The sequence below is a fragment of the Deinococcus sp. AJ005 genome, from assembly GCF_009017495.1.
In the GTDB taxonomy this organism is placed as follows: domain Bacteria; phylum Deinococcota; class Deinococci; order Deinococcales; family Deinococcaceae; genus Deinococcus.
This window is the reverse complement of sequence record NZ_CP044990.1, coordinates 582,647-608,893: the sequence shown is the minus strand read 5'-3', so window position 1 is coordinate 608,893 and position 26,247 is coordinate 582,647. Positions and strand designations below refer to the sequence as shown.

Below are 26,247 nucleotides of genomic sequence, written 5' to 3'. Positions count from 1 at the left end.
ACTTCGCCCTACTCGTGTGTTCAGCCCTGTTCTTTAGCATAATCAGCAATCAGCCCCTCTGGACAGAGTTTTGTCCAACTGCTTCCATTTCAAACTAACTCATTCAAATTATAGTGAAGTTAGATGAGTTCAGGGCTGAATCGGTGACATTTTTACGACGCTCTATTTCAGCACAAGAGGAGACCGATATGTTTAAGAAGACCACACTGATGTTGACGGGTGCGCTGATGCTTTCTGCCATGGGGGCCGCACAGACCACGCCCGCACCCACCCAGACGATTGCCGAAATCGTTTCTACCAACCCTGATTTCAGCACGCTGCTGGCGGCAGTCAAGGCCGCTGGCCTGGTCGAAACCCTGAGCGGCGCTGGCCCGTTCACCGTCTTTGCTCCCACCAACGCAGCCTTCGCCAAGATTCCCGCCGCTGACCTGAACGCGCTGATCAACGATCCAGAAAAGCTCAAGTCCATCCTGCTGTATCACGTTGTGGTGGGCAAGGCGATGGCCGCCGATGTCATTGAACTGACCACAGCCAAAACAGTGAACGGCGCGGCGGTGAACATCAAGGTGAGCGGCGGCAAGGTGATGGTCAACGACGCCACCGTGACTCAGGCCGATGTGCAGGCCACCAACGGCGTGATCCATGTGATCGACACCGTGCTGATGCCGCCCGCTAACGCGATGGCCACGCCCGAAGCAACGGCGGCGGCAGCGACGACAGCGGCTGCCCCAACGGCAGCGATGGCCGAGCCGACAGAGACCATCACTGGCATCATCTCGACGGATCCCGACCTCACCACCCTGCTGGCCGCCGTGAAGGCCGCTGATCTGGAGGCCACTCTGATCGGCAAGGGACCCTTCACGTTGTTTGCGCCCACCAACGCCGCCTTTGCCAAGATTCCGAAAGCGGACCTGGATGCCTTACTGGCAGACCCGGCCAAGCTCAAGGCTGTGCTGCTGTATCACGTCGTTGCTGGTCAGGTCATGGCCGCCGATGTCGTGAAGCTCACCACGGCTGACACCGTGAACGGCGCGGCAGTGGACATTCAGGTCGATGGCAGCACCGTGGCGATCAACAATGCCACCATCACCAGGGCCGATGTGCCAGCCATCAACGGCGTGGTTCACTTCATCGACACCGTGTTGATGCCGCCCGCCAAGTAAATCTGAAGCCCGTTTCAACCATTGAACGTCACAGGGAAATAAGCACCGCGAGTCAGGCACAGGATCGACGCCGACTCGCGGTGTTCTTTTCTGTGGGTTACTTCCGCAGTCTGTCTCCAGAAAAAGATGACTGCATTCCGTCTCTGGCCTGCTCTGGAACAGGATTGGGCGTTCTTCCACCTCCCGCGCGCACCGTGAACTGCCATTTGTCTACCGTTGACGATTTACCAAAAGCCCTAGAATGCCCGACATGTTGTTTTTGTCGGCCCTGTTGCTGCTGGTGGCCTTTCTCGTGGGCAGCCTGCCGCTGGGCTATCTGCTCCTGAGCCGCGCCGGGGTCAACACCCGCCTGAGCAGCGCGCACAACCTGGGTGTGGAAAACATGCTGCGGCTGGTGGGGCCAGGGCTAGCCACCGCTTCCGCACTGCTGGACGCGGGTAAGGGGCTGCTGGCGGTGCTGATGGCCTCCAGCCTGGGACTGCCGGAAGTGACCGTGCTGGCTGCACTCGCCGCGTACCTGGGGCATCTCAATCCGCCGAACGCTCTTTACCTGCCGCTCTACGGCTCAGCTTTTGGACGAGTGCCGCCGCGTGGGCGCGGGAATCTGGTGCTGCTGGGCGTGCTGGCTGGGGTGGCCGTCACTGGGGCAGTGCCGCTGTGGGTGGCCGCATTGCCTGTCATCGTCTACGCGGGCGTCACCGGGTACTGGGGCTATGTCAGCGCGGCCACGCTGGCAGGACTGGCGGTCTTCGCCGCTGTGGTGGCGCTGCTGCCCATCGGCGTTCCGGCCAAGCTGGGGGCACTGGGGCTGCTGGTGGCGGCGGGCTGGCGCTTCAAGGAGAACATCGGGCGCATGCTGGACGGCACCGAGCCGAAATTTGGTGAGGAAGTGCCGCTGGCTGGAAAGCGCAGCGACGAGGTGGTGGCCGCCTTCATGATCCACCCAATGACGCTGGAAAATTTCTGGTCCGCCCCCCGTTTCGCGTGGCTCAAACCGCTGGTGGAACGCGGCGTGATCAGCGAGGCCAGCGTGCGCCAGATGGCCGCCAACCTGCGCCCCATGAAGGTGGGCGAACTGCGCGGCATCCGCACCCCGGAGGGCCAGAGCATCCGCTGCTACCTGCTGTCCAGCCCGCTGCTGCCCGACGTGTTCGACACCAACCCGGAGCTGGCCACGCGCCGGGCCATCGAGGGCGCGCGGCTGGCGCATGAGCTGGGCGCGGAGGTCTTCGGGCTGGGCGCGTTCTGGTCCGTGGTGGGCAACAAGGGCGTGGACGTGCAGGCCGCCGTGCCCGAAATTACTGTGACCAATGGCGGCGCGTATACCTCCGGCACCATTAAAGCCGCGATTCCGGGCATCCTGAAACACTTCGAATCCGAGGGCCGGGACCTGAAGGCCGCCACCGCCGGAATCGTGGGCGCAAACGGCGTGGTGGCCTTCGGCATCGCGCGGACCATTGCGCCACAGGTGGCCAGAATTATCATGCTGGGGCGCAATCTGGACAAGCTGGAACGCAGCGCCGCCACCCTACGCCGCGCCAACAAGGACACCGAGATCATCACCACCACCGATTACGCCACCTTGAAGGACGCGGACCTGATCTTCACAGCCACCAGTGACCCGCTGCCGGTAATCTTTCCGCAGCACGTCAAGCCCGGCACCTGGATCTTCGACGAGGGCCGCCCGGCAGATGTGGACGAGAGCGTGGCGAGCATTCCCGGCGTGCGGATCATTCCTGGCGGCGTGGTGCGCCCCCCCGGCGGTATGACCAGCAACATCGACCTGCAATTTGGCGAGGGTGCGGTGCCCGCCTGTCTGGCCGAAACGCTGATCATCGCGGCTACCGGAGAACACCAGCGCAAGAGTCTGGGACCACAGACGCTGAGCGAGAACATCAATTTCTTTGTGGAACAGGCCGCCCGACTGGGCTTTGAAGTGGTGGACTAGAGTTTTTTCAGAAGAAGCGATGGAGTTGAGGCAGGCATCAGGTGCGCTTCTCCCCCTTCCACCCGCTGACCATCATCCGGTCTCCACGCCCAAGCTGACGCCTCTCTGAGAGATTTCGAGACATGCCTTAAACTGCGCCCTGCACGGTTCTGGCGGGCCTATGCTGCGGTGTGATGTCCCGTGCGGCGCGTTCTCTTCTGACCCTCGCGGTCCTGGCCTGCGGCGGGACAGGGCTGGGTGCGGAATTGCCGCTTTTCCTGGGACCCGCGCTGCCCGCCGCGCCCCTGAATCTGCCTGTCTGCGTCCCGCCCACGGACCCGCTGGAACGGGCGGTGTGGGGGGTGGTCACCGAGAACGGCCAGCCGGACCTGAGTTGTGACAACGCTTTCGTGGGCTATCTACGAACGCCGCGCAGCCTGACCACACCGCTGGACGCCTTCGAAATCACGGCCAGCCAGATTGCCAACGCCCACAGCGAGGTGCTGCTGGCCAGCATGGAATGGCAGGGCGGGCCAGGAAAACCCGGCTGGACCTTCGCGCAGGCGGTGGCCACGCTGTATGGGCGGGTGCGGGCCGATCCCGCTGCATACCCGCAGGGCATGACGGTGCGGGCGCTGCTGGGCGGCTTTCCAGACTTTCAGCGCCCAGATGGCCGCACGCAGCCGCTGGCGCTGCTGGGCGATCTGCTACGGCTGGGCGTGCCGCTGGAGGACGCCCGCGTGGGCTGGAAGCTCAGCATCCTCAACTACCGCTATTTTCCGCATAGCCACGTCAAGTTACACGTCATCGACGGACGGGACCTGACCGTGGCCGGATACAACTACACCGACTGGCACCTGCCTGCTACCGAACCAGGGGGGCGCGGACTGCATGATCTGGGCTTGCGGATGAGCGGGCCGGTGGCCCAGAGCGGCGTGGCCGTCTTCGACGATCTGTGGCGGCATAGCCTGCAACTGCGCTGCCCGGACTCCGTGACACGTGAGACGGCAGAGGCGCAGTGCCAGATGGCCCCACCGGACCCGGTAACGCACCCGGCAGCCGCACGGGAAGCCGTACCGGGCGGCCACGCGCGGGCCTTCATGCTGTACCGCCGCCCCGGCGACGATGCGGCGGACCGCGCCCATCTGGCCCTGCTGGGCGCGGCAAAAAGCCAGATTGATCTGATGCAGGCGGATTTTGGCCCCACGCCGAACTGCTGGGGCGCGTACCTGAACCCGCAGGGCTGCGGCCCGGACTCCTGGCCGGTGTACATGGTGGCTGTGCTGGACGCGCTGGAGCGCGGGGTTCAGGTCCGGCTACTGACTGTGGATTACGGAATCAGCGCGGCACCCAACCGCAGCGGCATCACCCTGTTGCGTCAGGAGTTGCGCCGCCAGGGCATCCAGGACCATTTCGAGGCGCGGTATACCACCTTCAACATGCACACCAAGGCGCTAACGGTGGACCGCCGCATGGTGGTGGTGGGCAGCATGAACTTTCATTTCAGTTCCTGGGGCACCCTGGGGCTGGCCGAGGCCGCCCTGGCGACAGACGATCCGGCAGCGGTGCAGGAGCAGGAAACCAGCTTTGAGACCATCTGGAAGACCGCCAGCCGCCCTGTGCCAGACGAATGGTGGCTGAAGAACGTGACCCCTGACCTGACGCCACAACCCGCCGCCGGGACAGCCGACACGGTCACGCCGCGCCCCGGCCCGTAAACTACGGCCATGACTGACCTCTTCCCCGCCCTGCCCACGCGTGCCTCACATGGTTGAGCGCCTGTATCTGGCCAAACCGCGCGGCTTTTGCGCGGGCGTGGTCATGGCGATTGGCGCAGTCGAACGCGCCGCGCGGACCGAGGAAAAACCGGTGACGGTCTACCATTCCATCGTCCACAACCACACCGTCGTGGACCGGCTGGCACGCGACCACAGCGTGCATTTCGTGGAAAATCTGGACGATATCGAGGCCCTGCCAGACGGCGGCGAGACGGTGGTGTTCTCCGCGCACGGCATCAGCCCACTGGTGCGGGAGCGGGCGCGGGCGCTGGGGCTGGCCACCATCGACGCGACCTGCCCGCTGGTCACCAAGGTCCACACCGAGGCCAAGAAATACGCCCGTGAGGGCCACACCATCCTGCTGATCGGCGACAGCGCCCAGCACCAGGAGGTGATCGGCACGCGCGGCGAGGCCCCGGACCACACCATTCTGGTGGGCGTGCTGGGCAAGCGCGGCGAGGGCCTGCACGACCCGCACACGGTCACGGTGCCGGACCCCGACAAACTGGTGGTGCTGACCCAGACGACCCTCAGCGTGGACGACACGCGGCGCACGGTGGATATCCTGAAGGCCCGCTTTCCCAAGCTGATCGTGCCGCCCAGCGAGGACCTGTGCTACGCCACCAAGAACCGCCAGGACGCCGTGAAGGCCATCGCGCCCAACGTGGATGCCTTTCTGGTGCTGACCAGCACGCACTCCAGCAACGGGATGCGGCTGTTGGAGCTGGCCGCCGAGACCTGTGGCCGCGCCGAACGACTGGAAACCGTGGCCGATCTGGCGGGCCTCGATCTGGACGGCATGAAGGCTGTCGGCATCACCAGCGCCGCCAGCACCCCGGACGATCTGGTGCAGGAGGTGGTGGCCCACTTCCGCGCCCTGAACCCAGAATTACAGGTGATCGAGGAAGGCGAGTGGGAAAACATCGAATTCCGTGAACCGAAGAAGATTCTGGCCAGCCAGCCTCTGCCGCGCACGATGGGGTGACACGGACGGTCTGAACGTCTGACCCACCCCTCGCCCTCTGCCGTTTGCTCTAGCATGCGCCGCATGAGGGTACGGGCTTGATTGTGGTCAAAGTAGGCGGCAGCGCCGGGATCGATTACGACGCGGTGTGCGCCGATCTGGCCACGCGCTGGAAGGCGGGCGAGAAGTTGATTCTGGTCCACGGCGGCAGCGGCGAGACCAACCGTATTGCTGAGGCGCTGGGCCATCCACCCAGGTTCGTGACCAGTCCCAGTGGCTATACCTCGCGCTTTACGGACCGCCAGACCCTCGAAATCTTCGAGATGGTCTACTGCGGCAAGATCAACAAGGGCATCGTGGAGCGGCTGCAACGCCTGGGCGTCAACGCCGTGGGCCTGTCGGGCCTGGACGGGCGCATCTTCGAGGGCCGCCACAAGGACAGTGTGCGCGCGGTGGAAAACGGCAAGACGAAGGTGCTGCGGGGCGATCACACCGGGACGGTGGAAAAGGTCAACACCGGCCTGATCGAACTGCTGCTGGGTGCCGGCTACCTGCCGGTACTGACGCCGCCCGCCAGCAGCTACGAGGGCGTGGCGATCAACGTGGACGGGGACCGCGCCGCCGCCGCGCTGGCCGTGGCCTTAAAGGCCGAGGCGTTGCTGCTGCTGTCCAACGTGCCGGGCCTGCTGCGTGCGTACCCCGACGAAGCCAGCCTGATCCGCCAGATTCCGGCAGATGACGTGGAGTCGTACCTGGAATTTGCCCAGGACCGCATGAAAAAGAAGGTGCTGGGCGCGGCAGAGGCGGTGGCAGGCGGCGTCAAGCGCGTTATTTTCGGGGACGCCCGCGCCGGGCAGCCGATCACGGCGGCGCTGGACGGAGCAGGAACCGTCGTCTCGTGATCAGGAAAATTCAGGATCAGGGCCACAGGTGCCCGTCAGGAGCTGTATGGATAAATTGATGATCACCACCACCAATGAACTCGAAGGCTACCGCGTGATCCGCCAACTGGGCGTGGTGCGCGGCCTAACTGTGCGCTCGCGCAGCGTGCTGGGCAACATCGGCGCGTCCCTCCAGACGATCCTGGGCGGCAACATCACCCTCTACAGCGAACTGGCCGAGAAAGCCCGCCAGGAAGCGTTTGACCTGATGGGCCAGCATGCCCTGGAGCGGGGGGCCAACGCCATCCTCGCCATGCGCTACGACGCCAACGAGATCACCGACGGCGTGACCGAGGTGCTGGCCTACGGAACGGCGGTGGTGGTGGAGCCGCGTTGAATTGAACGTTACTAAATTGACAGTGGCTGAACCGAACATGACCGCCGCCGAACTGTTGAGGTACCTGAACGCTAGAGGCGGCCAAGAATACCGCGTCACCGCCCTGCTGCACGTTGGCAAGGGCAAAAAAGCCAGCGTACGCGAGCTGGGCGAATACTGCCTGAACGTGCGCGGCGCTCAGGTGCAGGCCACCGGCCCCAGCGGGCAGACCCGCCTGCTGGACCGGGGCGAATTTATGGCCCTCTTCAGCAGCTACTCGTTCAGCCCCGCGACACCCACCGGGGAAATGACCGATCTGGGACCGCTATTTGGGTAAGTGGGCCTAAGCTTTTTAAGCTCCAGCACAGCAAAAAAACAGAAGAGGGCAGAGGTCACAACCCCCCGCCCCACTCCTGATACTCCTTCTGGATTTACTGCTGCTGCGCGGTGGGGAAAGTCACGTCGCCCAGGTTGACCGTGACCTCGCGGGTCTGGCCGCCGCGCTTGACGGTCAGCTTCACGCTGTCGCCCATGCTCTTGCCCAGGACGGCGCTCTGGAGGCTGTTGTCGTCGGTGATGGGCTGGCCGTCAATGGCCGTGATCAGGTCACCGTCTGTGGAAACCGTTGTGGTCTGACCCGTGGCGGGGTTGGTCAGCTTGATGCTGTCGTTGCTGCCCGCCTGCAACTTGGCGTTGGCGGCGGGGCTGCCGGGCACCACGGACTGGATCAGCGCGCCGCTGGCGGGCAATCCGGCGGTCTTGCGCTGGGCGTCGGTCAGGCCGCTGACATCGGTGAACTGGATGCCCATGCGCGGCGGCTGCACCACGCCGCCGTTGCCGGCCTGAAGCTGCGGCAGCAGCTTCTTGACCGTATTGACGGGGATGGCAAAGCCCACGCCCGCGCTCTGGCCCGCGCCGCCGGTCAGGATCTGGGTGTTGACGCCGATCACCTCGCCCGCACTGTCCAGCAGCGGGCCGCCGGAGTTGCCGGGGTTGATGGCCGCGTCGGTCTGGATCAGCTTCTGATTGATGCCCTGCGTGCCCACCGGGGCGGTGCGTTCCAGGCTGGAGATAATGCCCTCGGAGACGCTGAAGTCCAGGCCGAAGGGTGCGCCCATCGCCACCGCTTTCAGGCCCACGTCCAGCCTGTCGCTGTCACCCAGCGGAATCGGCTGGATCAGGTTCTTGGGCAGGCCCTCGGGACGGATCAGGGCCAGATCGAAGTCGGGGGCGCGGGCGATGACTTTGGCCTTGTACTCGGTCTTATCACCGTGGACGCGGATGGTGATCTCGCTGGCCCCGTCCACCACATGGTTGTTGGTGATGATGTCACCCTGGCTGTCCACGAAAAAGCCGCTGCCGGTGCCGGTCTGGGGCTGGGGCGTGCTGTCCCCGCTGCCGCTGCTCCCGCCACTGCCATTCCCGCCGTCACCGAAGGGAAAGCCGAAGGGCATTTGCTCCTGCATGCGCTTGCGAAGCTGCGCCTGGGGGCTGCTGGAGCTGTCGGCCTTCTCGGTCACGCTGACGAAGACCAGACCGCCCTGCCGCTGCTTGACCACATCCACGGTGTTGGCTTCGGACTCGGTGCGGGCGCGGCCCCCGTCATAACTCTGAGAAAGTGGGGCCTGGGGCGGCGTCGCCAGGGTCTGCACCATCTGTCCCTGGATGTTCTGGGAAGCGGTCACAGGTGCGGCGTTCTGGGCGCTGCTGCGTTCATTGATGCCGTAGCCCACGAACGCGCCGAGGGCCAGCGTGCCCGACAGGGCCAGGATAGACAGGTTCTTCTTCATGCCCGCAGTGTGGCGCAGGCCGGTTACACGGCGGTTAAAGCCTCAACCATGAAAAACTCCCGGCCAACGGGGACCGGGAGAACCTGAAACCTGAACGGTCTCTACTTCTTGCGTTTGCCGCCGCCACTGCTGCCCGGCTTCTTGGGGCCGCCCGTGGTGGTGCGTTCCTTGGCGTCGCGCATGAAGGAGCGCAGCTTGGCCTCGAACTGAGGACTCTGCCGCCCGATGGCGCGCGGACGCGGCACTTCCTCGGGTTCTTCGAGCAGTTCCTTGATCGACAGGTCCAGACGACCCCGCTCATCGCGGCCCAGCACCTTGACTTCGATGCTATCGCCCTCGCGCACGTGATCGTGGATGTTGCGCACGAACGAATGGGCGATCTGCGAGATGTGAACGAGGCCCGTCTCACCGTTCTCGAACTGGATAAACGCGCCGAAATCGGTCACGCGGGTGATGCGGCCCTCGGCCACCGCGCCAGAATCAAGTTGCACTAAAGGGTTTCTCCTAGGGAAAGCATGGCTCATATGGTACACCATGCGGGCCGCGAGAGAGTTGCTTTTTAAACGTGGGGTCAAGTCCAGATAGAAAATGCCGTCCAGACGCATGAAAATCGGCGCATAAAAACGCCTGGGCAGTCCGAAGACCGTCCAGGCGTTGTGCCCAGGATTTGAAAACTCAGGGGCAGACGGTTTTGGCCGAGGCACTGTTGCGCGGTGCGGGCGCACCCGCCGTAAAATCCTTGCCGTTATTGTTGGTGTCGGTGCAGCCGTTGCCTGCGCGCAGGGCGGCTGTCGTGTTGCTCAGCCCCGGCGCAGTGGCATTGCCCTCGGACTCGTTGGCCGTGCCGTAACCGACAAAATCGAGCAGGTCCGTATCAGCAATGCCGGTAACAGCCTCAACGTTATTGACGAGGGCAACCTTGCCGTTGCTGCCGCTGAAGTTGCTGGTTCCGACAGCTTCTGGCGTGGGCAGATCATTTCCGTTGCTGCCCCCGGAAGCCATTCCCACCAGGTAATACGCTCCCGGCTCGATGGTTGCCGCCGGGAGAGGCAAGATAGAGTTGAAGCTGCCCGCCGAACTGGCGTACTGCACGCTTTTACCCGCCGTGCTGACCGCCACCTTCCCGGAGTTGAACAGTTCCACGAAGTCGTTCTTGAACTGTGCCCCCGCGTTGCCGCCGCCGCCGTACACCTGACTGATCACCAGTCCACCCGCGTTGGGGGAGGTGACCGTGACCTTCAGGGTGGTCATGTCCGTGGCCTTGTCGCTGGCGCGCGTCGCCGTCACCTTGATGGTGTAGGTGCCGGGAGCCTTATAGGTGTGGATGTGTGGCCCGACAGCCGCAACCGGAAACAGCCCTTCCACCGCGCTATCACCCCAATCAGCAGTCAGCGAGTCGGGGCTGAGGTTACCGCCCACCGTGGGCTGGATGCCGCCCGCCGTGACGGTGATGGTGTAGACCTTGCCGACAGCCGCCGTGTCGGGTCCCGTGGCGCTGACCGTCACTGGAATAGTGGTCGCGCCGTCTGCCTTGAGCTTCAGGCCCACCACTACGGGATCGTGGTCACTGCTGCGGTAGGCGTTGGGGGTGTACAGACCAGTGATCTGGGCGGGGGTCTTAAACTCCGTGTTGTAGTCCAGCACCACCGGCTCATCGGAGTTGATGTGCCACTCGGTAATCCCGGTGATCTGTCCCCCCAGGCCCGCGCTGGCCAGGGCGTGGTCCAGATAGCCGAACTGGCCGTCGAACTGGTAGGAATAACGGTCTGCCAGGGGAATCTTCTTGTTCAGGCTCTCGAAGCCGCCTGCCTCCAGCGCCTTGATCGGCTTTTCCTCGCCGTAGGCGTTCAGATCGCCCATCAACAGCACGTCTGGATCGGTCAATTTCAGCTTGTCCGCGAAGGCCAGCACGGCTCCGGCCTGCTGCACGCGCTGCATATTCCAGCAGCCTTCGCCAGTGTCCACGTCGCCGGTCGTGGGGCAACTGCCCTTGCTCTTGAAGTGGTTGGCCACCACCGTGAACACGCCCTTCCCGGCCAGATCGCGGAAGGTCTGGGCCACGGGCGGGCGCGAGTAGACGGGGTTGTTGTCGATGCGCGCGCCCCCCACCGTTTCCACCTTGCCGGGGCGGTAGATGATCGCCACACGGATGGCGTCGGTGCCCACCGTGCCAGTCATGACGCTGGCATATTCGGTCTTGTCAGCGGCAGTGTTCAGGCCGGCCACCAGATCGTTCAGGGCCGTCTCGCCGTTGTTCTCGATCTCCATCAGGGTAATCACGTCGGCGTCCAGAGCGCGAAGTTCGGCCACGATCTTGGTTTTCTGGCGCGTGAACTCCAGAGCGTTGTCCGCGCCGCGCGCATTGGAATCGACGTCACCTAGAGTGGTGAAGTAGTTCAGGACGTTCGCGCCCGCCACCTTCAGGGTGCTGTCGCCCACAGATTTGGGCGCGGCAGTGCGGGGATTGCTGTTCACGAACACGGGCGCTTTGGTGGGTTCCAGCTTGTAGGCGTTGTTGGCGTAGTGCATCACGCCTTCCAACCCGGTCACGGTGTCCCCGGAACGGCGCGTGTTGTCCGCGTTCAGGTAAGGAATGATGGGCGGGTTCTGCTTGCTGACGCCGTCATCCAGCACCAGGGTCCGCAGCGCGTTGGATTCCAGACTGCCGCCCTGTCCGTTGGTGGGATTGAACAGCCGCCCGTCGCTGGACAGGCCCAGTTCGCCGTAACGGCCCAGCGTGAAGGTGTTGGTCACGGTCATGGTGTTGGTGACCGTGACCAGCATGCCTTCCACGTTTTCCAGCGCGTCCGGCGCAGACAGCGGGTAGGTCAGTTTCGTGGGCGCGGGCAGCGTCGTGGTGCCGCAGGAGGTCACGGTGGTCACGTTGTCGAGCTGGGTGGTTCCAAAGAATTCCTTGACCGTGCCACTGATTTCCAGCACCTCGCCTGGCTTGACAGGCTTAGGCACGTCAGCGGTGTACACGAACAGGCCCTCGCTGGTTTGTGGGTCACTGTCGGGCGTCACGTCCTGCACGAAAAAGCCGTTCAGGCCCGCCTGCGCGTCCTGCGTGACCACACCGCGAATGGTCACCACCTTGTCGGCCAGGAGACTGGCTGCCCCGGTCCCCTGAACGGTGGAAATGGGCGTGACCGTGGTCCCCACCGGACAGGTATAAGTGGGAGGCGGTGGACCGACAGGCGGCTCAACGACGACTGGTGGCTCAACGACGACTGGTGGCTCAACGACGACTGGTGGCTCAACGACAGGCGGGTTGACATTATCAGGCGGGTTACACGCAGAGAGCAGCGCGGTCAGGCTAAGGAGCAGCGCGCCGCCTTTCAGAAACTTCATGGTCATGGGACTCCGTGTGAACAGGGGAAAGAGGCGAAATGATTGTGATGGAGAGCCAGCTTAGCGGTTTCGCCCCCGCGCCGTCATGAGCGGGCCGGGGCAGAAGGACGCGGTCCCACGCTGCCTTCACAATGTCAAGGCACGTTCATACCGTCATGCGATTACCCGCAATAGGCCAGCGCCTCCCGCACCGCATTGGGCAGAATTCGGCCCGCGCCCGCCACCTTGAGCAGCAGTTCCAGACGCAGCCGCCACAGCAGGCCCACATCCAGCCGCGTGCCCCAGCGGTGCAGCGCAGTCTCCAGCCCATCCAGTACGGCACATTCGTGTTCCAGGGTGGCCCAGCCCGCGTTGCCCCAGTCCAGCAGTCCGGCGTACTGGCCCCGCGCGTCGGCCAGCAGGTTGTGGCGGTACACGTCTCCGTGGACGAACACGGGCGCGGTGAGCGGATACGGCGTGGACAGCACGCGTCGCAGCGCGGCCCGCTCGGCAGCCGTCCAGTCCGCGCCCTCTGCCACCCCCGGCTCGCCCACCCATGCCTCCGACGGACGGGTCGAGTACGGTTCGGGAGGCGTGGCATGCAACCGTTCCAGATCGTCCAGCACGGCATTCCAGAAATGCGGCGTGAGTTGTGCGGGCGTGGGTATCCCGCCGTGCAGGCGCTTCCATAGGCTGTAATTTGGTCCCCAGAACAGCGGTCTGGCTGTGCGAACTCCCGCCGCCAACGCGCCCAGCGCCACTCCCGCCTCCCGCGTGTGATCCGCACTGGGGCTGAAGCGCAGCGCTGCCGTCTCGGTCAACCAGACCTCGTTGGAAAAGCCCGTTTCGGCGCGGCACAGGCCCGCAAGGCCCAGGCCATGGCGCGTGAAATAGAGGGCAGGATCGGCAGACATGGGCAGGGCGCTGAGGGAAGACCCATTCGCCAGCAAAGCATGGCATACCCGATGGCGGCAGGCCGCGAAACCACAGGGAAGTAACGATAGGCCCGGAAAAATACTGCCGGATAGACTAATCTGAAGGTGATGACGCCGCCCTCCTCCACATCCCTGTCGCAGGCCGAGACTCCCTCTCGCCCGGTCAAGCCGTTGTGGGTGGCGCTGGGCTTCGTGCTGTGCGCAGTTGGTTTCGTGGGGCTGGTGCTGCCCGGTTTTCCGGGAACGGTGTGGTTCGTGCTGGCCGCCGCCAGTTTCGCGCGGGGCGATCCGCGCTGGGAGGCGTGGCTGCTGTCGCGCCCGGTGATCGGGCAACTGGTTCAGGATTACCGCGACGGCCTGGGTATGCCCCTGCGTGCCAAGTGGATCGCCTGCACCTGCATCGCCGTGGCGGTCAGCTTCAGCTTGGGCCGCATTCCGGTGCTGGTGGGGCAGGTGGGCTGGGTGCTGGTGGGGCTGTTCGGGATTTACTACATCTGCCTGCGGGTACCCACAAAGCGGTAAGAGACTACGCCCGAGGTAAAGGGGCGGGGACGGTGATACGCACCCTCCCTCCGAAGCGCTGGATGCTGGCGGGGAGATTTTGGACCAGGATGTCTTTCGGGCAGCCCCGCCCCCCAGCCCCCTACCCCAGGGGGCAGGGGGAGCCAACGTTGCACTGGGCATGAGTTCTCGGATATGGGCGGCGGGAGTGGACGGCGATATCCGGGTCTGATGCTCGGCTCCGGCACGCTGAATGCGGCCCGTCCGCTGCGCGCCCGACGGCCTTCGGTTGCTGCTTGGTTGAAGCTGTCGGGGCTCCACATGACAGTTTGAATTCCCTCAATATCAAGTACGGGGGGCAGAGGTTTGTGTGCATCATCCAGCCTGCCGAGCAAGTCAGGAAAGCTCTTCGACTCCTTAACGTTTACTTGTACCCTACCCGCCTCCGTGCGAAAGCCCCCTTTGCCCCCGGCGTCACACTGGCCAGCAGCACGCCGCCCACGCAGCCCAGCAGGCCCACCAGCGCCAGAGCACTCAGGCGTTCGCCGTACAGGAAATACGCTTCGATGACCACCAGCGGCGGTACCAGATAGAACAGGCTGCTCACGCGGGCGGCGGGCATCCGGCGAATCAGGGTGAGCAGCAGCAGGATCGCCCCAACCGATAGCGCCAGCGTGAGCCAGACCAGCGAGACGATAAATTCCGTGTTCCAGTGGATATATGCGCCGCCGTGAAGGGCCGTTAGGGTCAGCATGGCGACGGCACTGGCCGCGTACTGCCCCGCCGTGCCGCCCAGCAATGGAACGTCCGCCCCCGAACGCCGCTGATACAGCGTGCCCAGCGTGGTGGCCAGCAAGGCAAACAGCGCCGCCAGCAGGGCCGGAGTCGTGTACGCGCCTCCCCCCGGTGCGCGCCCCAGAACCACCAGCACCACGCCCACGAAGCCCAGGCCCAGGCCCGCCCACTGCCGGGTGCTGACCGACTCGCCCAGCAGTGGCCCCGACAACAGGCCCGTCAGCAGCGGTTGCAGCCCCACGATCACCGACATCACCCCGGCGGGCAGATGCTGCGCGATGCCGTAGGTCACGGCCCCCAGATACCCGGCGTGCAGCAATAACCCGCTCACTGCCGCCTGCGTCCATTGTGCGCGCCCTCGCGGCCACGGGGCGCGCAGCGCCAGCGTCAGCCCGGCCATCAGCAGCGCCGCCAGCACGAAGCGCACGCTCAAGAAGGCGAAGGGATCGGCATTCAGCGCCGCGCCCTTGGTGCCGATGAACCCGGTACTCCACAGAAAGACGAACAGCAGCGGGGCCAGCGTGGCGGCGGCTGGACTGGGCAAGGTGGGGACGGGGCGGGGGGTCACGTCAAAGAGCCTGGAGCAGGTGTGTCAGCGGCAGCGGCCAAGCGTCTTCCCTTTGAAGCGGCGCAGGAAGTGTGAAACATCAGACGTGCCCACCCACCACATGCTCGTCAAAAAACGCCATCACGCGGTTCCAGGCGTCCACACTCGCCACCGCGTCAAAGTTGGGACCCTGATTGGCGAACGAATGCTTCGCGCCCTCATAGATCTTGATGTCGTTGGGGACGCCCGCCGCCGTCAGTTCGTCCCGCAGCGCCTCGCCCTGCTTGCGGGTCACGTCCTGGCCGGGGTAGCTGCCCACCACCGGGCAACCCCGCCGCACGGCCTCCAGCGGGTGCGGGTTGAAGCCGTAATACGGCGCGATGGCCTTGACGCGGTCATCCGTGCAGGCCATCGCCACCGCCAGACTGCCGCCCATGCAAAAGCCCACCGCGCCCAGCCGCGAGGCGTCCACGCCCTCCAGCTCACCCAGCGCGGTCAGCGCCTGCTTCGTGTCCTGCACCCCCGCATGCTCCAGCGAGTTCAGAAAAATGCCCGACATCATGCGGGTCATGCAGACCGCGCGGTTCTGCTCGGCAAAGAGGTCCACCGCCAGCGCCACATAACCCGCCTGCGCGAAACGGTCCGCGATGCCCCGGATATCGTCGTTCAGGCCAAACGCTTCGTGGATGACCAGCACGCCGGGGGCGTCCCTATCCATCAGGGCAGGGCGGGCCAGATAGGCAGGCAGGCTGCGGCTTCCCGATTGAACCCGGATGGTCTGAATATTTCTGGGGGAGGGCATGGGCCAGACTAGCGCCGCAGCTCCCTCACACAGTCCCGGCCCCGGCTTCAATCGCTCTGCAATTCTCCTGCCACCGCTGCCAGCGCGAAGGCGTATTCCTCTGCCGCCTCGTTCAGGGCGTCGTAGCGCCCGCTGCTGCCGCCGTGGCCCGCGCCCATGTTGGTCTTGAGGACCAGCATGCCGCTGCCAGACTCCTCCAGCGTTCGCAGCCGCGCCACGTATTTGGCCGGTTCCCAGTACGCCACGCGCGGATCGTTGAGGCCGGTGGACACGAACAGGTGCGGGTAGACGCCCGCCTTCAAGTTGTCGTAAGGACTGTAGGCGCGCATGTCGGCATAGGCCCCCGCGTCATTGGGGTTGCCCCACTCGTCATATTCCCCGGTGGTCAGCGGGATGCTGGCGTCCAGCATGGTACTCAGCACGTCCACGAACGGCACACCCACGAAGGCCGCCTTCCACAGGTCCGGGCGCAGGTTGACCACCGCGCCCATCAGCAGGCCGCCGGCGCTGCGGCCCATCGCCACCAGATCGCCCGCCATGCCAGCCGCTTTGAGGTGTTCGCCCGCTGCCACAAAGTCAGTGAAGGTATTCATCTTGTGTTGCAGCCGCCCCGAGTCGTACCAGTTGCGCCCACGCTCGGAGCCGCCCCGGATGTGGGCGATGGCCCAGACCCAGCCCCGGTCTAGCAGCGGCAGCCGGGTCATGGAAAAGACAGGGTCCATCGGGATTCCATAGCTGCCGTAGCCGTACAGCAGTGTTGGGGCGGGCAGCGCGGTGTCACGGCGGCGCACCACGCTCACGGGCACCCCCTCGCCATCGGGAGCGGTGGCCCAGACCATCTCTGAGACGTACTGGGAGGCGTCATAGCCGGGGACGGGGGTGGCCTTGACAAACACCGTTTCCAGAGTATTTAGGTCTAGATCCAGATGTTCGGTGGGCCGGGTCAGGCTGCTGTAGAGAATGCGCGCCGTGTCGGTTTCGTAGACCCGGTTGCCACCGATGCGGACGGTGTAGCTGTCTTCGGGGAATTCCACCCGGCGGGCCGCGCCGTAGCCGTCTGCGGTGCGCGGCAGCACCCACAACCGTGCGAATCCGCCCTCACGCCCGGAGAGCAGCAGATGGGTTTTGAAGAGGTGCATGCCAGTCAGGTGGCGCTCGGCGGTGTAGGGCACAACCTCGTCTGCGTTCTTGAGGTCCATCCCCGCCGCTTTGGGCAGCCGCGCCAGCTTGAATTCCTCCGCGCCGCCCGCATTTGTCAGGGCCAGCCAGTGATCCCCGCCGTCGGCCAGCATCACTTCTGTTCCTCGCACGCGAGGCAGTAGCATCTGCGGACGGGCGCTGACGTCGCGCGCATCCAGAGCCAGCCATTCTTGCGCCATGTTGGCCTCGCTGACCAGCAGCAGCGTTTCCCCATTCTCCGAGAGTGACGCGCCCACGCGGAAGGTGGAATCGTCTTCCTGAAACAGCAGTTCGTCGGCGCTCTGCGGCTGGCGCAGCGTGTGCCGCCAGATCTTATCGGCGCGCTGGGTGTCGTCCTCAGTGGCATACAGCAGCGCCGAACTGTCGGCGTGCCACGCCAGCGTCCAGCCACTGATCCCCGTCAGCGCGGCCTCGGCCAGTTCTCCGGTCTGGGTGTCCAGCACGCGCAGTTCCCAGACCTCCTGGCCCGTCTTATCCATCAGGTAGGCCCAGTAGCGCCCGTCCGGGCTGGGGCGGGTCAGGTAGACCCACACGTTGTCCAGGCCCTCACGCTCTTTCAGGGCGTTCAGGTTCAGCAGGGTCTGCTCATCGCCTCCACCAATCGGGCGGCGCAGAAAGACCGGATGTGCTTTGCCTTCCAGGGTGCGCGTGAAGTAGTGCCACTCGCCGTCCTGCACGGGGGGCTGCTCGTCGTCTTCCTGAACGTGCGAGAGGAGTTCTTTGTAAATCGTCTCCTGCGTCCCCCGCAGCGGCGACATCACCACGTCCAGGTGGGCATTCTCGGCGTTCAGATACCCCAGTACCCCGGCGTCGGCCCTGCCGCGCGTCTTGAGCCAGTGGTAATCATCCGGGCGGACCTCGCCATGAATGCTGTGGGTAACCGGTTCGCGGTCTGCGCTGGGCGGCTGGGTGGTGGTGGGCCGACTCTCTGAAGGATCAGGCATGGGTAGAGGGTAACAGTGCAGGGGGCAGGCGGAGGGTAGCCTGCGCCCATGTTCCGCCGCGATCCCGTGAGACTGGCCCTGGCGCGCGTCTCGGAGGTGCTGGAGGTGGACGCCCGGCCCCTGCTGGGGCTGACGCGAATGGTCTTCCGGCGCGGCGGCATGCTGGCGGTCTCGCGCGGGGGGAAGCGGGTGCTGGTGCCGCTAGGTGGTGTGGAGGTGGGCGGCGTTTTTGAACTCGCCAGCGTGACCAAACCGTTTACCTCCGCGTTGGCTGGGGCGCTGGTGGACGCGGGACGGCTGGACTGGAATGCGCCGCCGTCCAGTCTGGGCGGCCCATTTCGCCGTCTGCCCGCCCACCTGACTCCACTCTCTCTCGCCACCCACACGGCGGGCCTGCCGATGCACCCGGCGCGGGCGGCGGTGACCGTGTTCACGCGTTTCTATGATCCCTACGGCGGCATGAGCGCCTCCGACGTGATCGCCAGTGCGCGGCGCTGGAGCCAGCCTTCCCGCCAGCCCCGGTTCGCGTATTCCAACCTGGGCGTGGGGCTGCTGGCGTTGGCCCTGGCCCACGCGGCGGGCGAGGAAGCCAGCGCGACAGGGTATGGACGGGCGTTGACGGACTGGGTGACTGGACCACTGGGGCTGGGCGTGAGCCTCACTCCAGCGGGCGCAGTGGTACGGCCCTCGGGTTTTTTAGGGGGGAGCACTTTGACAGGGTTTGGCCCACTGGCCGGAGCAGGCGGTCTATTCGGCACGGCGGCGGACCTGCTGACTTTTGGCGAATCCCGGCTGGCTGCGCCGCCCCCACCGCTCCTGAACCCGCCGGGCCTGCCCCGCCACCTGCGCGGCGTGGCCCCCGGCTGGATGGTCTCCGGCCCAGACGGCGAGATGCGATGGCACGACGGTCTGGCACGCGGCACCCGCAGCGGGTTGGGATTGAATGTCCAGTCCGGTGCAGTGGTGGCGCTGCTGTCGCGCGGCACCGATTCGCCGCTGGGCGTGCGCGGGGCCATGCCTGCGCTGCTGCTGTCGCTGCTGGGGGCAGGCAGGTAAGCCTGGGCAGAGCCATGACTCCTTCCCGTCCCCGCCTCCTGTGCCACAAACGCACATAGACGTTCAAACCAGCCCCCAGCTCATGTGTCTGTCCATATTGCAAGCCTGTGAGGCACATGCTAGAGTCCCTTTCGCCCGTGTTGCGCCGGGCCGCACGCAGTGCAAGACCAGAGGTCCGGGGCCATAGCTCAGCTGGGAGAGCGCGTCGTTCGCAATGACGAGGTCAGCAGTTCGATCCTGCTTGGCTCCACCACAGAAAGTCCGTCTATGACGGACTTTTTCTTTTAGTTCATCCTGAGTTCCAAGGAGTTGGGATCAGAAGCAGGGTGAATACAGACTCTGATTGAATCGTTTGCAAAAACGATGGAAATCTGAGGAGGAGGGAAACGGATTCCACCACGAAAAGGCCCCCCTGTGCGGGAAGGAAAAGTTGCACCGCCGCCGCGTGCATTTTGGCGACGATCAGAACGCCCCGTCTCGCTAACGCAGTGGCTCCTGCAAACCGACTGGCCCAGTGGATGCCAGTCCACAGCTGCCAGGACATGGAATCTGACCAGCGTCGATAGCCACCGTTCCAGATCTCGTTCCAGCCAGCGGAACCTCAAGACCTACGCGAAGGAGCGTTCGGCATCCCAGCGTTCCGGGATCAGGATGGACCCCCGCTCAACTTGCAGTCCTGCCGCGTAGACTTCCGGCATGACCGCCTCTGTGCCCACGCGCGACGTGCTGCTCACCTGCCCGCTGGACTGCCCCGATGCCTGCCGCCTGCGGGTCACGCTCGGGCGCGGCGAGGACGGACAGGAACGTATGCTGAAGGTCACGGGAGACGCTGAACATCCCTACACGCGCGGCTTTGCCTGTGCCAAGACGGTGCATTACCCGGCGCGGGCCAACCACCCAGACCGTCCCCTGTATCCGCTGCGGCGCATAAACCCTAAGACCGACGCCGAGCCGGTGTTCGAGCGCGTGAGCTGGGACGCGGCGCTTGACGACATCGCCGCCCGCCTGAGAACGCTGCTGGACACGCGCGGTCCGCAGAGCATCCTGCGCTACAACTACGCCGGGACCATGGGCCTGATGGAAGGCGCGCACGTACATGCGCTGTTCCGCGCCCTGGGCACCCCGGAACTGGACGAGACGATCTGCGCCACCGCCGGTACCGAGGCCTGGGCCATGGGCTACGGCGCGCGCTACGCGGTTGATCCGGCGGACGTGCGCCACGCCCGACTGATCGTGCTGTGGGGGATCAACAGCCTGAGCACCCACAGCCACCTGACGCCCGAGCTGACGGCGGCCCGCAAGGCCGGGGCCAGGATCATCTGCGTGGACCCGTACCGCAACCGCACCGCCGCCTATGCCGACACGCACCTCAGTATCCGGCCTGGCAGCGACACCGCGCTGGCGCTGGGCGTGATGCACGAGCTGTTTGCCCACGGCTGGACCGACGACGCCTACATCGCCGAGGCCACCCAGGGCATCGAGGAGCTGCGTGAGGCGGCGCGCGAGTGGACGCCGCAGCGCACGGCCACCACGACCGGCCTGAGCGTGCAGGACGTGCAGGACCTCGCCCGCGCCATCGGGACCACCCGGCCCACCTACATCCGGGTGGGCTACGGCATGACCCGCCACGAATACGGCGGAACCAACCTGCGGGCCGTCACCCTGATCTCCGCGCTGACCGGCGACTGGCGCGTGCCGGGGGGTGGCTGCGTCCTGAGCGCCAGCGGGGCCTTCAAACTCAACCGCACGCAACTGGGCGCGGCCCACCTGATCCGGGAGGACACGCCGCACATCAACATGAACGCCTTCTCGGACGCCCTGAAGCCCGCCGCCGGACTGGGGGCCACGCTGATCTACAACTGCAACCCGGCGGTGGTGGCCCCAGATTCGGGCGGTGTGCGCGCCGGCCTTCAGCGCCCCGACCTGCTGGTGGTGGTGCTGGAGCAGGCCATGACCGAGACGGCCCGGCTGGCCGATTACGTGCTGCCCGCCACGACCTTTGCCGAACACGCCGACGTGTACACGAGTTACGGCCACCACTGGCTGGGCTACAACCCCGCCGAACTAGAGGCCCCCGGCGAGGCGCGGCCCAACTCCTGGGTCTTTCAGCAACTGGCCCGCCGCCTGAGCGTAACCGAGCCGAGCGTCTACTGGAGTGTGGATGAACTGCTGAGGGTCGTGCTGGACAGTGACCACCCGTATCTGGAAGGAATAACCCCGGAAAGGTTGAAAGCCGAGGGCACCGTGCGCCTGAACCTGCCCACGCCTTTCTTGCCGTATGCCCACGGCGCGGAGACCCCCAGTGGCCGGGTGCAGCTTGCACCCGCACCGGTTCACCGCGAGGCGCAGGCCGCCCTGAACGACGTCTATCCCCTGCGGCTGCTCACCCCGCCGGCGCATCACTTCCTGAACAGCACCTACGGCAACCTGCCCAACCTCACCCGCGCCGAGGGCGGCGAGCCTCAGCTCCTGATCCACCCCGACGACGCGCAGGCGGCTGGGCTGACCGACGGCGAGCACGCCACGCTGGAATCTGAGGTGGGCCGGGTGCAGCGCCGCGTGCGGGTGTCCGGGGCCACGCAGCCGGGCGTGGTGATCGTGGAGGGCACGTGGTGGGGCCTGTCAGCGCCGGACGGCCAGAGCATCAATACCCTGACCGCCCAGACCCTCACGGACCTGGGTGGGGGCAGCACCTTCCACAACACGCGGGTGCGGGTGCGGCCTGTTGGGGCCGCCGTCTCCTCGCAACCTGCTCAGGGAAGATGAACAGGTCGTCCTGTGTCTCCAGGGAAACTCAATCCGGCCTGATCACCGCCCTTCAGTCCAGGCCCACTGAGGAAGATCGTTGGCCTGGACTGTGGACATGCCGCCCACCCTACCCACGGGCCTGTACCTGAAGAAGCTGCGCGAGCTGGCCCGTGATTACGGGGTCCAGCGCCTCAATCTGTTCAGCAGTGTGACGCGCGGGGCGGCTTGCGCCCACGACTACGACTTCCTGGTGACTTTGGGGCTTTTGCCGCCGCTGGAGCATGGGCGGGCTTGCCTGTCCCTGGCAGACGCACTGGCAGACGCACTGGCCGCACCCGTCGATCAGACGCTCCCGAATCCCTACCCGAACTTCGTCTGTCCACGGTCTCTGAGCGATGGCAGACACCCTGACGGTGAGAACGTGAGGCCCAGTTCAGTGCAGGCCACGCCGCCGCGACAGTTTGGCCTGATCCATGCGCTGATCGCTGAGCCGCAGCAGATCCCCGGCAGTCTGGGCGTCCTGCGGGTACTGGGCGGTTCCCATGCTGGCCGTGGCCGCCTCGAAGTCGCAACGTTGCATCTGAGACTGGGTCTGAAGCAGCCGGTGGTGAAGGGCTTCCGTTTCCAGCACTAACGTGGACACGATGGCGAATTCATCACCGCCAATCCGGTAAGCTGGCCCCACATCGGCAAAATTCTCGGCCAGCGCAAGCGCAAAGCTATGAAGAAAGTCGTCCCCATGGGCGTGCCCATGAAGGTCGTTGACGCCTTCCAATCTATCGAGAGCAAACGAAATGACGGTAAAGCTTTTGCCGTCTCTGGCCGCCTCGTTCAGGGTGCGTTCCAGCCCCTGCTCCAGCGCCCGGCGGTTGCCCAGTCCGGTCAGGCTGTCGGTCAGGGCCAGCCGCTCGGTCTCCGCGCGTGCCTGGTCCAGTTCACGGGTGCGTTCCACCAGCAATTGCTCAAACACGGTCAGCATGTGGCTGGCGTCCTCCTGCTCCAGCGGGAGAAGCTCCTCGCCCCCGTCCGCCCCGTGCGCGTCCGGTTGGGTCAGGACTTCCAGGGCAAGCTCCACCAGTTGCGGATCGAAATGCACGCCCGTCTGCTTGCGGATTTCATCCAGGGCCTCCTGCGCGCTCCAGGCCCGCTTGTAGGGCCGCGCCTGGGTCAGGGCATCGAACACGTCAGCCAGCGCCACAATGCGGCCCGACAGTGGAATCTGGCCGCCACACAGACCACGCGGGTAGCCGCTGCCGTCCCAGCGCTCGTGGTGCGTCAGGGCGATCTCCTCGGCCATGCGCAGCAACTCGGAGCGCCCCCCCGACAGGATGCGCGCGCCGATCAGGGTATGGGTCTGCATCTGGTTGAATTCGGCGGCATCGAGCTTGCCTGGCTTGAGCAGCACGCTGTCTGGAATCCCAATCTTGCCCACATCGTGCAGCCGCGCTGCGACGCCCAGCACGTTGGCCTGGCTCTCCGGCCAGCCCAGCGCCAGCGCAATCCGGGCCGAGGTCCGCCCCACCCGCCGGGTATGTTCCCCGGTGGTGTCGTCGCGGTATTCGGCGGCCATCGCCAGGCGCGTGACCACCTCCTGCTGGGCGCGGGCCAGTTCGGCAGTCCGCACCCGCACCTGCTCTTCGGCGCGCTGCCGGCCCTCATGCTCCACGTCAGTCCGCACGCGGTAAATCTCGGCGTCGTGGCGGGCACGCTCGACTTCGAACTGGATGCTGAGGTTGCGGGTCTGACGGTCCCGCTCGGCATTAAATAACTCGCGCTCAATGCGGGTCAGTTCGCGGCTGTGGGCCAGCGCCTGCCCCAGATCGCCGCGTCGCTCGAAATATTCGGCCAGCGCTTCGTGCGCCTCGGATTGCTCTTTGGCCGACTGGATGCCGATGGCCAGGCTCAGGCCCGTCTCAAGTTCCTGCTGGGCGGCGTCCAGCACCCCTTGTCGCAGGTAGAGCCGTCCCAGTTGCAGCCGGGCCTCCAGCTCGCCCTGCTTCGAGCCAATTTCCAGCGCGATCCCCAGCGCTTCCCCGATGGTCTGCACCGCCCGCGCCGGTTCCTCGGTCTGCTGATACAGATTGCCCAGGCTGTCCAGCGCGTGCAGTTCGCCCACCTGATATTTCAGTGCGCGGCTGAGATCCAGGGCCAGTTGCAGATACTCGCGCGCGCGGTCAAACTGCCGGGCATCCAGGCAACACATACCGAGATTGAGACTGGCAGCGGCCTGAATCTGCTGGTCCCTGGACCCCACTGCCGACTTGTAGGCCGCCTCCATGATCTCAATTGCCAGCCCGTTGTCCCCCCGCATGCTGTGGACGTGGGCCAGATTGTGCAGAATCGGGGTTTCTAATTTAAGGTCGGCAGGCTGCGTCTTGTAGAGGGTGTAGGCCTGCGTCAGTGATTTGACGGCATCCCCATACTGCCCGAACCACATCTGAATGTTGCCGATGTTAGTCAGACAGTTGATCTGGCCCGTGGCGTTCCCCTCCAGTTCACGCAGTCCGAGGGCGCGGTGAAGCAGTCCCAGAGCTTCAGCCACTTTGCCCTGATGGTGGTTGACGATGGCGAGGTGGTTGAGTGCCGTCGCCTGAATGCCCTGTCCATCCGCCTGCTCCTGGGAAAGCCCTATGGCCCGTTCCAGATGCTCCGCCGCCTCGTCAAAATGTCCCAGATCAAGCTGTAACTTGCCCGCGAACCCCTGGGCCTCGGCCTCAGCAGTGGGCTGTCCCAGATGAGCGAAACTGTCGGCGGCGCGGCGGAATTCCTCCAATGCCTCTGTCCGCTGTCCATTGGCCTGGAGCGCCCGGCCCAGCAGCACCCGGCTCTCGGCAGCCTCACTGGAATCGTAATCCGCCGTCAGCAAGCAGCAGGTCTGGGCCAGGGTCAGTGCCTGGGCCGGATCAACACCCAGCAGTTCAGGGATGGCACAGTGCAAGGCCTGAATCTGGGTCTGGATCGCTCCAGAAAGCAGCGCAGACGGCGGACGGCGATTGACGGTCATGACCAGTGGTCCTTAATCGCTGGCGTGGCCGAGGAACTGCACCAGATCCAGACGGCCCTTCTGTCCCAGCTTGTCCTTGTACAGCCCGTTGGCGCTGATCTTGTAAATGTCCGCTGCATTCCCGGCCATATTCTCGACCAGTCGCGCTGACGATCCCTGCTGACCCAGCGCCAGCGCCAGACCGCCGCTCGCCATCGGCGCGGCCATCGAGGTGCCGCTCCAGGACGTCATGCGTCCGTCCGGGGCCGGGGCGTAGACATTCTCGCCAGGGGCCACCATCTTCAGGCTGGAAGAATAGTTCGAGAAGCTGGACTTGACATCGTTCAGAGCGACGCTGCCCACGCTCAGGCTGTAATTGCCGCTGTGGTAACCATTACTGGCATTGGCTGCCGGATAGGTGATCGTGTTCAGGTTGCTGTTGCCCGCCGATGACACCACCAGCACCCCCTTAAGCGTGACCCAATCGATAGCGAACTGCACGCTTTTGGAATTCTCGCTGCTACCCAGGCTCAGATTAATCACGTCGGCCCCATGGGCAGCGGCCCAGAAAATGGCCTTTGCCACCATCACCACGTCACCGGACCCGTCTGGACCCAGCACGCGCAGAGGCATAATCTTTGCTTCCGGGGCCACCTGCAAGACGATGCCCGCCACGTTGGTACCGTGACCGTACCCCTTGTCACCAGAGGTTCCCTCGTCCTGCGGGATCGCATCATCGGAGTAGAAGTCGTACCAGTCAGAGGGATCTGTGAGAGCGCCGTCGAAGGCCGGATGCTGGAGGTCCAAGCCAGTGTCGATCACGGCCACAGTCACTCCCTGTCCCAGTTTGGGTGCCAACTGCTGCGCTTCTTCGAGACGAATCTTCTGCCACAGCGCAGTATTTTCGGGAAGTTGGGAAAACTGCCCACCAGACCACATACTGATCCTGCCGCCCATCGTGGCCGTCATGGTGCCGCCGCCGCTGAAGACATCCTTGTTCGGCTCGACATAGACCGTCCGTCCGCCCAGGGCATGGAGGTTCTGAGCGCTGAGCTTCTCGTTCACGCCGATCATGGCCGTGCAGTTGGCCTCGTCGCCGGAAGCGCACCCGGCATCGTTCCAGCTCAGCACTTCGCCGCCCACCGCCTGGGCCAGACTCTGCGGCGTGTCGCCAGCTTCCAGCGGGACCAGAGCCACACGGGCAAAACGTTCCTGGGGAGCGGGCAAGGCGGCGGTGGGAGCTGTGCCGGAACATGCGGATAGCAGACCAAGGGTCAGCAGACTGAGGGGGACAAATTTATTCTTCATGGCGGGACTCCTGGAAAAGAGGGGTTGGGACAGTCTTAAGGCTCCTCGAGTCTGCCCGCCAGCCCCTGACAACTTTCATATCAGCACTGAGAAAAAATTCATGAAGCTCTGAAGACAGCAGAGTCGAAGCGTTTGCCAGGTTGTGGGCAGGCACAACGAACCTGGGCGCACCTAGTTTTCCTGGCCAGATGAGCGCAGTTCCCCTGGAAAACGTGCTGG

The 26,247-nt window shown here is 65.0% G+C and carries 19 protein-coding genes and 1 tRNA gene; 11 read left to right on the top strand and 9 right to left on the bottom strand.

Going from position 1 to position 26,247, the window contains the following annotated elements; genetic code table 11:
• The first annotated feature begins 188 nt into the window (after positions 1-188).
• The 7 genes from DAAJ005_RS04920 (at position 189) to DAAJ005_RS04890 (ending at position 7,426) form a co-directional block, all read left to right on the top strand.
• Entirely contained in the window at positions 189-1,163 is a 975-nt protein-coding gene (locus DAAJ005_RS04920; RefSeq protein ID WP_151846140.1) for a fasciclin domain-containing protein, read from the top strand.
• A gap of 250 nt (positions 1,164-1,413) precedes the next feature.
• Positions 1,414-3,111 carry a glycerol-3-phosphate acyltransferase gene (locus tag DAAJ005_RS04915; protein WP_151846139.1) on the top strand — a complete coding sequence of 566 codons (1,698 nt, stop codon included), beginning with the start codon at positions 1,414-1,416 and terminating at the stop codon, positions 3,109-3,111.
• Between the two features lie 173 nt (positions 3,112-3,284).
• Positions 3,285-4,808, top strand: coding sequence for a phospholipase D-like domain-containing protein (locus tag DAAJ005_RS04910; RefSeq protein ID WP_151846138.1), 1,524 nt, complete (start codon positions 3,285-3,287; stop codon positions 4,806-4,808).
• 49 nt (positions 4,809-4,857) lie between these two features.
• Positions 4,858-5,853 carry a 4-hydroxy-3-methylbut-2-enyl diphosphate reductase gene (gene ispH, locus DAAJ005_RS04905; RefSeq protein ID WP_151848395.1) on the top strand — a complete coding sequence of 332 codons (996 nt, stop codon included), beginning with the start codon at positions 4,858-4,860 and terminating at the stop codon, positions 5,851-5,853.
• A gap of 77 nt (positions 5,854-5,930) precedes the next feature.
• On the top strand, positions 5,931-6,734 hold the full coding sequence (locus DAAJ005_RS04900; RefSeq protein ID WP_151846137.1) for a [LysW]-aminoadipate kinase: 804 nt from the start codon (positions 5,931-5,933) through the stop codon (positions 6,732-6,734).
• A 46-nt stretch (positions 6,735-6,780) separates the two neighbouring features.
• Positions 6,781-7,110 (top strand): YbjQ family protein, encoded by a 330-nt coding sequence (locus DAAJ005_RS04895; protein ID WP_151846136.1) that lies wholly within the window; start codon positions 6,781-6,783, stop codon positions 7,108-7,110.
• Between the two features lies 1 nt (position 7,111).
• Positions 7,112-7,426, top strand: a complete 315-nt coding sequence (locus tag DAAJ005_RS04890) for a hypothetical protein (protein ID WP_370519768.1) — start codon at positions 7,112-7,114, stop codon at positions 7,424-7,426.
• A gap of 94 nt (positions 7,427-7,520) precedes the next feature.
• Here the strand turns inward: DAAJ005_RS04890 and DAAJ005_RS04885 are convergent, their stop codons facing one another.
• From DAAJ005_RS04885 to DAAJ005_RS04865, 4 genes are all read right to left on the bottom strand, one after another.
• Positions 7,521-8,879, bottom strand: coding sequence for a S1C family serine protease (locus DAAJ005_RS04885; RefSeq protein ID WP_151846134.1), 1,359 nt, complete (start codon positions 8,877-8,879; stop codon positions 7,521-7,523).
• 101 nt (positions 8,880-8,980) lie between these two features.
• Complete coding sequence (locus DAAJ005_RS04880; RefSeq protein ID WP_075836951.1) at positions 8,981-9,403, bottom strand: S1 RNA-binding domain-containing protein; 423 nt, start codon at positions 9,401-9,403, stop codon at positions 8,981-8,983.
• Positions 9,404-9,554: 151 nt separating this feature from the next.
• Positions 9,555-12,236 (bottom strand): ExeM/NucH family extracellular endonuclease, encoded by a 2,682-nt coding sequence (locus tag DAAJ005_RS04875; RefSeq protein ID WP_226342577.1) that lies wholly within the window; start codon positions 12,234-12,236, stop codon positions 9,555-9,557.
• A 155-nt stretch (positions 12,237-12,391) separates the two neighbouring features.
• Positions 12,392-13,123, bottom strand: a complete 732-nt coding sequence (locus DAAJ005_RS04865; protein WP_151846131.1) for a phosphotransferase — start codon at positions 13,121-13,123, stop codon at positions 12,392-12,394.
• Positions 13,124-13,252: 129 nt separating this feature from the next.
• Here DAAJ005_RS04865 and DAAJ005_RS04860 point away from each other — a divergent pair, with 129 nt between their 5' ends.
• A complete protein-coding gene (locus DAAJ005_RS04860; protein WP_151846130.1) occupies positions 13,253-13,666 on the top strand; it encodes a YbaN family protein in 414 nt (137 codons plus the stop codon).
• A gap of 403 nt (positions 13,667-14,069) precedes the next feature.
• Here the strand turns inward: DAAJ005_RS04860 and DAAJ005_RS04855 are convergent, their stop codons facing one another.
• The 3 genes from DAAJ005_RS04855 to DAAJ005_RS04845 form a co-directional block, all read right to left on the bottom strand.
• Positions 14,070-15,008 carry a DMT family transporter gene (locus DAAJ005_RS04855; protein ID WP_226342576.1) on the bottom strand — a complete coding sequence of 313 codons (939 nt, stop codon included), beginning with the start codon at positions 15,006-15,008 and terminating at the stop codon, positions 14,070-14,072.
• Positions 15,009-15,087: 79 nt separating this feature from the next.
• Positions 15,088-15,789, bottom strand: coding sequence for a dienelactone hydrolase family protein (locus DAAJ005_RS04850; protein ID WP_151846129.1), 702 nt, complete (start codon positions 15,787-15,789; stop codon positions 15,088-15,090).
• Positions 15,790-15,836: 47 nt separating this feature from the next.
• A complete protein-coding gene (locus tag DAAJ005_RS04845) occupies positions 15,837-17,933 on the bottom strand; it encodes a S9 family peptidase (RefSeq protein WP_151846128.1) in 2,097 nt (698 codons plus the stop codon).
• Positions 17,934-17,981: 48 nt separating this feature from the next.
• Here DAAJ005_RS04845 and DAAJ005_RS04840 point away from each other — a divergent pair, with 48 nt between their 5' ends.
• The 3 genes from DAAJ005_RS04840 (at position 17,982) to DAAJ005_RS04830 (ending at position 21,755) form a co-directional block, all read left to right on the top strand.
• Positions 17,982-18,989, top strand: coding sequence for a serine hydrolase (locus DAAJ005_RS04840; protein WP_151846127.1), 1,008 nt, complete (start codon positions 17,982-17,984; stop codon positions 18,987-18,989).
• Between the two features lie 177 nt (positions 18,990-19,166).
• Positions 19,167-19,242 (top strand) — tRNA-Ala (locus tag DAAJ005_RS04835).
• A 443-nt stretch (positions 19,243-19,685) separates the two neighbouring features.
• Complete coding sequence (locus tag DAAJ005_RS04830) at positions 19,686-21,755, top strand: molybdopterin oxidoreductase family protein (protein ID WP_151846126.1); 2,070 nt, start codon at positions 19,686-19,688, stop codon at positions 21,753-21,755.
• 415 nt (positions 21,756-22,170) lie between these two features.
• Here the strand turns inward: DAAJ005_RS04830 and DAAJ005_RS04825 are convergent, their stop codons facing one another.
• Positions 22,171-24,741 (bottom strand): HD domain-containing phosphohydrolase, encoded by a 2,571-nt coding sequence (locus tag DAAJ005_RS04825; protein WP_151846125.1) that lies wholly within the window; start codon positions 24,739-24,741, stop codon positions 22,171-22,173.
• A 12-nt stretch (positions 24,742-24,753) separates the two neighbouring features.
• The gene (locus DAAJ005_RS04820) at positions 24,754-26,028 is read right to left on the bottom strand and encodes a S8 family serine peptidase (protein WP_151846124.1); all 1,275 of its coding nucleotides are present in this window, start codon (positions 26,026-26,028) and stop codon (positions 24,754-24,756) included.
• Positions 26,029-26,247: the final 219 nt, after the last annotated feature.

Bases quoted from the DNA above. Each gene is read 5' to 3' on its own strand.
- DAAJ005_RS04860 (WP_151846130.1), top strand. From the start codon at position 13,253: ATGACGCCGCCCTCCTCCACATCCCTGTCGCAGGCCGAGACTCCCTCT.
- DAAJ005_RS04825 (WP_151846125.1), bottom strand. From the start codon at position 24,741: ATGACCGTCAATCGCCGTCCGCCGTCTGCGCTGCTTTCTGGAGCGATC.
- DAAJ005_RS04865 (WP_151846131.1), bottom strand. From the start codon at position 13,123: ATGTCTGCCGATCCTGCCCTCTATTTCACGCGCCATGGCCTGGGCCTT.
- ispH (WP_151848395.1), top strand. From the start codon at position 4,858: ATGGTTGAGCGCCTGTATCTGGCCAAACCGCGCGGCTTTTGCGCGGGC.
- DAAJ005_RS04875 (WP_226342577.1), bottom strand. From the start codon at position 12,236: ATGACCATGAAGTTTCTGAAAGGCGGCGCGCTGCTCCTTAGCCTGACC.
- DAAJ005_RS04910 (WP_151846138.1), top strand. From the start codon at position 3,285: ATGTCCCGTGCGGCGCGTTCTCTTCTGACCCTCGCGGTCCTGGCCTGC.
- DAAJ005_RS04845 (WP_151846128.1), bottom strand. From the start codon at position 17,933: ATGCCTGATCCTTCAGAGAGTCGGCCCACCACCACCCAGCCGCCCAGC.
- DAAJ005_RS04915 (WP_151846139.1), top strand. From the start codon at position 1,414: ATGTTGTTTTTGTCGGCCCTGTTGCTGCTGGTGGCCTTTCTCGTGGGC.
- DAAJ005_RS04885 (WP_151846134.1), bottom strand. From the start codon at position 8,879: ATGAAGAAGAACCTGTCTATCCTGGCCCTGTCGGGCACGCTGGCCCTC.
- DAAJ005_RS04920 (WP_151846140.1), top strand. From the start codon at position 189: ATGTTTAAGAAGACCACACTGATGTTGACGGGTGCGCTGATGCTTTCT.
- DAAJ005_RS04895 (WP_151846136.1), top strand. From the start codon at position 6,781: ATGGATAAATTGATGATCACCACCACCAATGAACTCGAAGGCTACCGC.
- DAAJ005_RS04830 (WP_151846126.1), top strand. From the start codon at position 19,686: ATGACCGCCTCTGTGCCCACGCGCGACGTGCTGCTCACCTGCCCGCTG.
- DAAJ005_RS04850 (WP_151846129.1), bottom strand. From the start codon at position 15,789: ATGCCCTCCCCCAGAAATATTCAGACCATCCGGGTTCAATCGGGAAGC.
- DAAJ005_RS04840 (WP_151846127.1), top strand. From the start codon at position 17,982: ATGTTCCGCCGCGATCCCGTGAGACTGGCCCTGGCGCGCGTCTCGGAG.
- DAAJ005_RS04820 (WP_151846124.1), bottom strand. From the start codon at position 26,028: ATGAAGAATAAATTTGTCCCCCTCAGTCTGCTGACCCTTGGTCTGCTA.
- DAAJ005_RS04880 (WP_075836951.1), bottom strand. From the start codon at position 9,403: ATGAGCCATGCTTTCCCTAGGAGAAACCCTTTAGTGCAACTTGATTCT.